The organism is Pseudomonas sp. P4_C3 (genome assembly GCF_056402075.1).
The window spans coordinates 1-6,443 of sequence record NZ_JBFUIC010000249.1 but is presented as its reverse complement, the minus strand read 5'-3'; the positions used below and the strand labels follow the sequence as shown (position 1 = coordinate 6,443).

The following is a 6,443-nucleotide window of genomic DNA, read 5'->3' as shown; positions in this document are numbered from 1 at the left end:
GGAGGTATCCCATGAACGACAGCAGCGAACTCACCAACTTTACCGGCTGGGCCGCCACGGCAGCGGGCGCGCCACTGGAACCCTTTAGCTACGATCCCGGCCCGCTGGGAAGCGATGAGGTGGAAGTCGCCGTGGAATATTGCGGCGTCTGCCACTCCGACCAGTCGCTGATCGACAACGACTGGGGCATCAGCAGCTACCCGTTTATTCCCGGTCACGAGGTGGTCGGCCGTATCGTGCGGCTGGGCGACCAGGTTCGCGGCCTGGAAATGGGCCAACGAGTGGGCATCGGTTGGTACAAGGGCAGCTGCATGCATTGCACGTCGTGCATCGAAGGCTCCCATAACCTGTGCCGCACCGTGCAACCGACCATCATCGGCAGCAACGGTGGCTTTGCCGACCGCATTCGCTCGCACTGGGCCTGGGCCTTGCCGATCCCGGCCGGGCTCGACCCGGCGATGGCCGGGCCGTTGTTCTGTGCCGGTTCGACCGTGTTCAACCCGCTGGTGGAATTCGGTATCAAGCCCACTGATCGGGTCGGTGTGGTGGGCATCGGCGGCCTCGGTCACCTGGCGCTGCGCTTCCTCAACGCCTGGGGCTGCGAAGTCACCGCCTTCACCTCATCGCTGAGCAAACAGGACGAAGCCAGGCGCCTGGGCGCGCACAAGGTGGTCGCCTCGACCGACACGGATGCGCTCAATGCCATTGCCGGCACCCTGGATTTTCTCCTGGTCACCGCCAACGCCAACCTCGACTGGACGGCCATGCTCGCCACCCTGCGCGGCAAGGGCCGCCTGCACTTTGTCGGTATCGTGCCCGACGCCATACCGGTGCACGTGTTCAACCTGATTCCCCAGCAAAAAGTCTTGTCCGCCTCACCGGTCGGCTCACCGGCCAACACCGCGATGATGCTGGAGTTCTGCGCCCGTCATCAGATCCTGCCGCAGGTCGAGATGTTCCCCATGAGCCGGATCAACGAAGCCATCGATCATTTGCGCAGCGGCAAGGCGCGCTACCGCGTGGTGCTGGATGCCCGTCAGTGACAGGCGACGAACGAAGAAAAGGGCCGCTTATTCAAGCGGCCCTTTTTTTGCCCTCAGGGATTGGCCACCTGCGCCGGCAGCGCGGGCATGTGCGGGTCATTCCAGGTGAACCGATAGGCTTTGCCGGCCTCTTGCGGGAGGCATTTGCCGTTGTCGGCATCCGCCCCCACGATCGACCAGTTCGCCCGGGAGTTTTCGCCCAGTTCACGGGCCGCTTCAGGTTTGAAGCACTGGTTCAGTACGTCATCCGGTACCAGAGCGTAGGCCTTGGGGTGTTCACGCAGATACTGCGCAGCCTTCTCGATGGAGGAGTAATCCATGCCGAAATGCACGATCGGCTGACGGGCGAACAACCAGTGCCCCTCCTCCCAGTTGACCAGCACCAGATCGGCGCCCTGGGTCATGGATGCCGCCTGGGTCATGAGCACCTGATCAATGTTGGCGCCTTCCTTGAGCGGTTCGATGAAACCACGGGCGAACCACAGTACGAACCAGGTCGCGACCAGTGCCGGGAACACCCGACGCAAACGCGGGTGCCGTTTGAACCAGCGCTTGAGCAGCCACGGGATCAACGGTGCGGCGACCAGCACCAGCCCAGGCAGCGCCGGGTAGATGTACAGCTTGCGCTTGCCAGTGCTGATGCAGAAAAACAGCACCACCAGCACCACCCAACCGAGCAATACCAGGACCCGGCCGTCACGTTTTTGCAACTGCCGGYGCCAGGCAGGGACCAGCCATGGCAGCACTAGCACCAGCGGTAGCCAGTACTGCGGAATCACGTTGGTGAAGAAGTACCAGAACGGTTCGCGGTGATGCCACGCGGCGGCATAACGGCCCGCGGTCTGGTGCAGGAGGATCTCCCGCGCATAGGCAATTTCGTCAGCGCTGCCATTGACGATGATGGACAAGGCCAACGGCAACAGCCAGATCGCGATCGCTGCCAGCATCACCACCAACCCCAGCAACCACTTGCGCGCCTCGCCGGGCATGGCCACCACACCGGGCCAGTCTTTGCGCACCGCATAGGCGTACGGAATCAGCAACAGCGCCGGCAGGAAACCCACGCCCTTGGTGATCACGCCAATGCCCATGGCCGCGCAGCCCGCGTAAAACCAGCGCCACGCCGGGCCGATCAACAGGTGTCGCGCCAGACCGTAGAGGCCCAGGGAGGTGAACAGAATCAACAAACTGTCGATCTGGCCGGTGCGCAGGATACTGTAGGTCTGGTATGTCGCCAGGTACAACAGCGCGGCGTTGCGCCCGGTACGCTGGGTCCACAAGCGACGACCCAGGTCATAGACCATCGCCGTGACCGTCACGGCCGAAAACAGCCCCGGGATATAAAGGGCGATGTTCGGCTTGCCGGTCAGCCAGGTGAAGAACGCCACCGTCCACATGAAAATCGGCGGCTTGTCGCCGTAGATCTCGGCGGCCCGGTGCGGGATCAGCCACGAGCCGTTTTGCAGCATCTCCAGTGCGACGCCGAGGAAACGCTCCTCATCCACATTCTGTGCCTGGCGCAGCCCCAGTCCCGCGCCGATCAACAGCAGGGCAAGCAGCATCAGGCCCAGGCATTCGACCCTGGGCGACAGTGATCTACGCATGGTTTATTCCTTCACGCTTCTGCTTTTGGCAATCAATTGCAGGTTGCGAAAATAGACGATGGAGCCAAACGCCTGCCCGGCGATGAACACCGGATCCTGGCGATAAATGGCGTAGGCAAGCAACAAGGTGCTGCCGACGATGCTCAGGTACCAGAAGTTGGTCGGGATCACGCTGCGTTTCTTGTACTCGCTGTACAGCCACTGCAGGACAAACCGCCCGGTAAAGGCAACCTGCCCCGCAAAGCCGACGATCAGCCACAGGGTTTCACGAGACAACATCATCCTTCAATCTCCTGGGCAATGGTGTTCARCCGCGTGCGYTTGATCAGCCACCAGACRCCGAACAAATCGAGAATGCCGACCAGSGCGCGGTCGATGTTGCCGTATTTCGACACCCCGGCCGTGCGCGGCCGATGGTTGACCGGGTGCACGATCATGCGCCCGTTATGGCGCTGGATCAGYGCCGGAATATAGCGATGCATGTGGTCGAAGTACGGCAGGCGCAARAACGCCGCGCGCTCGATCAGCTTCAGGCCGCAACCGGTGTCCGGGGTGGCGTCCTTGAGCAGGCGGCGGCGCAGGTTGTTGGCGAAACGCGAGGCGTAGCGCTTGCTCGCCGTATCACGGCGATTGACCCGATGCCCGGCGACCAGTTGCACGTCAACCTGGCCCGGTTCGCCGCGCACCAGCGCCAGCATGCCGGGGATGTCCGCCGGGTCGTTCTGGCCGTCGCCATCGAGGGTCGCCAGCCATTGCCCGCGGGCCTCCCGTGCGGCGTGGTACAGCGAGGTGCTCTGCCCCAGCGACCGTTCGTGATGGAGGATGCGCAAGGTGTTCAGGCCGTTCTGGCGGATCTGCCGCAATTCCTGCAGGGTCGCATCGGTGCTGCCATCGTCGACGACGATGATTTCGTACGATTCAGCGGCCAATGCGACGCGGATTTCCTCAAGCAATGGCTTGAGGTTGTTCGCTTCGTTCTTGGCGGGGATCAGTACGGATACAAAAATGTCTTGGCTCATAGAGTCACTCTCGCCTTTATTGGATTTCTTTTATCAGAGGCGAATGAAGGTGTCGTACACCGGCCGACTCGATGCAGGGTTCAGCTATTTTGGGCGATGACGCCAACAATATCCCGCCCTGTGGACGCACTCGCGCGCGACCCCGCATACGGTGCCCGGCCAATTGTAAAAATGGCGTTAATATTTCATACACTTTTTGTCATCATTCACTTGATGACGCAACGAATTCGGTTGCCATTGGCGCTTGCCCATCTAAAGTGCACTCACGCAAGTGAAAAACATGAATCGGGTAAGGATGCAGAACCATGAGCACTGAGCAAGAGACGACTTTAGACGAGCAGCGGCTCGACAGTACGGAAATCCGCATTCTGGGCTCGTTGATCGAGAAACAGGCCACCAGCCCGGAAACCTATCCCCTGACCCTCAATGCCCTGGTGATTGCCTGCAACCAGAAAACCAGCCGCGAGCCGGTGATGAACCTCACACCAGGCCAGGTCGGCCATAGCCTGCGCGTCCTCGAAGGACGCGGTTTCGCCAGACTGGTGATGGGCAGCCGCGCCGACCGCTGGGAGCACCGGGTCGACAAGGCCCTGGAACTGGTGCCGGCGCAGGTCATCCTGACCGGGCTGATGTTCCTGCGCGGCCCGCAGACCGTCAATGAACTGCTGACCCGCAGCGGCCGCATGCATGAATTCGAAGATGCCGAACAGGTGGTGCATCAACTCGAACGCCTGATTGCCCGGGGCCTGGCCGTACTGATTCCGCGTCAGGCCGGCCAGCGCGAAGACCGTTACACGCACGCCCTGGGCGACCCGGCGGATATCGAGGCGATCATGGCGGCACGGCAAAACCCGGCCGAGCGTGGTGGCAGCGGGGTTTCTGTGGAACGTATCGAAGAACTGGAAGCACGCATCGCCGCACTGGAAGAACGACTGGCCCGCCTCGAGTAAACGCAGCCCCCGCATTGATTGGTGTCTGGTACGAAACCAGCGATCACCCTCAATCCCTTGTAGGAGCTGGCTTGCCAGCGAAGGCGGTCTGTCAGGCAACGTCGATGTTGAATGGGCCGCCCTCTTCGCTGGCAAGCCAGCTCCTACAGAGGCTACATCGCCTAGCTGCGGGCAAACGCCACGGCCTTCTGGAATTGCTCGTCCGTCGGGCGTACACCGGTGTAGAGCACAAACTGCTCCAGTGCCTGGATCGCGATCACTTCCAGCCCGGTGATGACCCGCTTGCCTTCGGCACGAGCACGCACGATCAGCGGTGTTTCCGAGGGAATCGCCACCACATCGAACACAGTTTCCGCTTTTTCGATCACGTCCGCCTCAAAGGCCAGTTGATCGGCCTCCGGTCCTCCCGTCATGCCGATCGGGGTGACGTTGACCAGCATCTGCGGGCGACGATTCCCCAGCTCTGCCTGCCACTCATACCCCAACGACTGCGCCAGCGCCTGGCCGGCGCGCTCGTTGCGGGCCACGATCAGGCCGTTTTCATACCCGCCATCGCGCAAGGCGCTCGCCACGGCCTTGGCCATCCCGCCGCTGCCGCGCAAGGCAAAGGTCGAGTCCTTGGGCACCTGGTGTTTTTCCAGCAACTGGGCCACGGCGATGTAATCGGTGTTGTAGGCCTTGAGATGACCGTCGGTGTTGACGATGGTGTTGATCGATTGAATGGCGGCGGCCGACGCGTCGAGTTCATCCACCAGGGCAATACAGGCTTCCTTGAACGGCATCGACACGCCACAGCCACGAATCCGCAGGGCACGAATGCCGGCAACGGCACCCGGCAGGTCCTGGCTGGCAAAGGCCTTGTAGTAAAAATTCAGGCCCAGCTGTTCATACAGATGATTATGAAAACGCAGACCAAAGTTCCCGGGGCGTCCTGAAAGGGACATGCACAGCTGGGTGTCTTTGTTGGGGTTCATCTGCATGGGGAAGCTCCTTCAAGTGCACTTTTCGGATGGACGGGATTAGCCCCCCATCGGGTTCTGATCGATCATATAAGCCTGATTACATGGACTTACACAGACCGGTAAGAAAGTCGGTACCGACCTTACACAAAATTTACCTAACGGCCGTGCTGATTCTCGAAAAAAGCTGTCTTAGAAGTATCCCCGCGACAATCCCTGGGTCTATTGCAGACACAGGCGCCGGGCTGAAGAACCGAGGAACTATCATGATCCGTAAAGTCCCCACAGTAGCCTTGCTGATCGGCGCCCTCGCTATCGCAGGACAGGCGCAAGCCCATGGTGGTGGTAATTACTGGCAGGGCCCGGCGGTGTTTGGCGCGATCGTCGGTACTGCCATTGTCGGCTCGGCCCTGATCAACGCCAACCGCCCGGTTTATGTCGCACCGCAACCGGTCTACTACCAGCCCGCGCCGGTTTATTACGCACCACCGCCTCCGGTTTACTACCAGCCGGCCCCGGTCTACGTGCAACAACCGATCTACTACCGTCCGGCTCCGGTGTACTACGGACCACCCCATGGTTACTACGGCCCGCCTCGCGGCTACTACGGCCATCACTACGGCCGCTGGTAACGGACTCATCAGGCCCCGCTGAAACAGCGTAATGCTGTTCACTTAAGCGGAGCAGCCTTACGGTCCACCGGAAACCGGGTTTTTGAAATTTTCACCGTCCTTGGCCTCGAAGGCCTTGGGCGGTGATCCAGAAACATTCCCCCAACACCTGCCCTTAACTCTGCCAATCGCCTCCCTGTGGCTGAAACCGGATTGGCCGCTGCCATCACGATCAGTTGGACGGCGATGTACTGGCA

At 61.1% G+C, this 6,443-nt stretch carries 7 protein-coding genes and 1 pseudogene; 3 read left to right on the top strand and 5 right to left on the bottom strand.

Annotated features, from left to right (window positions below; genetic code table 11):
* Nucleotides 1–11: 11 nt before the first annotated feature.
* Complete coding sequence (gene ahr, locus AC1DVH_RS24610) at nucleotides 12–1,043, top strand: NADPH-dependent aldehyde reductase Ahr (RefSeq protein ID WP_477756008.1); 1,032 nt, start codon at nucleotides 12–14, stop codon at nucleotides 1,041–1,043.
* A gap of 53 nt (nucleotides 1,044–1,096) precedes the next feature.
* On the opposite strand, the gene AC1DVH_RS24605 is transcribed toward ahr, so the two are convergent.
* The 3 genes from AC1DVH_RS24605 to AC1DVH_RS24595 are packed head-to-tail and all read right to left on the bottom strand — an operon-like array spanning nucleotide 1,097 to nucleotide 3,666.
* Nucleotides 1,097–2,647 carry an ArnT family glycosyltransferase gene (locus AC1DVH_RS24605; protein WP_477756007.1) on the bottom strand — a complete coding sequence of 517 codons (1,551 nt, stop codon included), beginning with the start codon at nucleotides 2,645–2,647 and terminating at the stop codon, nucleotides 1,097–1,099.
* A gap of 3 nt (nucleotides 2,648–2,650) precedes the next feature.
* A complete protein-coding gene (locus AC1DVH_RS24600; RefSeq protein WP_223456783.1) occupies nucleotides 2,651–2,929 on the bottom strand; it encodes a lipid-A-disaccharide synthase N-terminal domain-containing protein in 279 nt (92 codons plus the stop codon).
* Nucleotides 2,926–3,666, bottom strand: a complete 741-nt coding sequence (locus AC1DVH_RS24595; protein WP_477756006.1) for a glycosyltransferase family 2 protein — start codon at nucleotides 3,664–3,666, stop codon at nucleotides 2,926–2,928. The genes AC1DVH_RS24600 and AC1DVH_RS24595 overlap by 4 nt, the downstream gene beginning before the upstream one ends.
* 305 nt (nucleotides 3,667–3,971) lie before the next feature.
* Between AC1DVH_RS24595 and AC1DVH_RS24590 the strand changes: the two genes are divergently transcribed.
* The gene (locus AC1DVH_RS24590; RefSeq protein ID WP_477756005.1) at nucleotides 3,972–4,616 is read left to right on the top strand and encodes a YceH family protein; all 645 of its coding nucleotides are present in this window, start codon (nucleotides 3,972–3,974) and stop codon (nucleotides 4,614–4,616) included.
* Between the two features lie 161 nt (nucleotides 4,617–4,777).
* Here the strand turns inward: AC1DVH_RS24590 and AC1DVH_RS24585 are convergent, their stop codons facing one another.
* Nucleotides 4,778–5,596, bottom strand: coding sequence for a shikimate 5-dehydrogenase (locus AC1DVH_RS24585; protein ID WP_477756004.1), 819 nt, complete (start codon nucleotides 5,594–5,596; stop codon nucleotides 4,778–4,780).
* Nucleotides 5,597–5,841: 245 nt separating this feature from the next.
* On the opposite strand from AC1DVH_RS24585, the gene AC1DVH_RS24580 reads away from it, so the two are divergent.
* Nucleotides 5,842–6,207, top strand: a complete 366-nt coding sequence (locus AC1DVH_RS24580) for a hypothetical protein (protein WP_477756003.1) — start codon at nucleotides 5,842–5,844, stop codon at nucleotides 6,205–6,207.
* Nucleotides 6,208–6,245: 38 nt separating this feature from the next.
* Here the strand turns inward: AC1DVH_RS24580 and AC1DVH_RS24575 are convergent.
* Nucleotides 6,246–6,443, bottom strand: a pseudogene (locus tag AC1DVH_RS24575) (IS4 family transposase); the annotation flags it as partial.

What these genes read in the sequence shown, in the direction of transcription:
- ahr (WP_477756008.1), top strand. Translation starts at nt 12, where the DNA reads ATGAACGACAGCAGCGAACTCACCAACTTTACCGGCTGGGCCGCCACG.
- AC1DVH_RS24600 (WP_223456783.1), bottom strand. Translation starts at nt 2,929, where the DNA reads ATGATGTTGTCTCGTGAAACCCTGTGGCTGATCGTCGGCTTTGCGGGG.
- AC1DVH_RS24590 (WP_477756005.1), top strand. Translation starts at nt 3,972, where the DNA reads ATGAGCACTGAGCAAGAGACGACTTTAGACGAGCAGCGGCTCGACAGT.
- AC1DVH_RS24585 (WP_477756004.1), bottom strand. Translation starts at nt 5,596, where the DNA reads ATGCAGATGAACCCCAACAAAGACACCCAGCTGTGCATGTCCCTTTCA.
- AC1DVH_RS24580 (WP_477756003.1), top strand. Translation starts at nt 5,842, where the DNA reads ATGATCCGTAAAGTCCCCACAGTAGCCTTGCTGATCGGCGCCCTCGCT.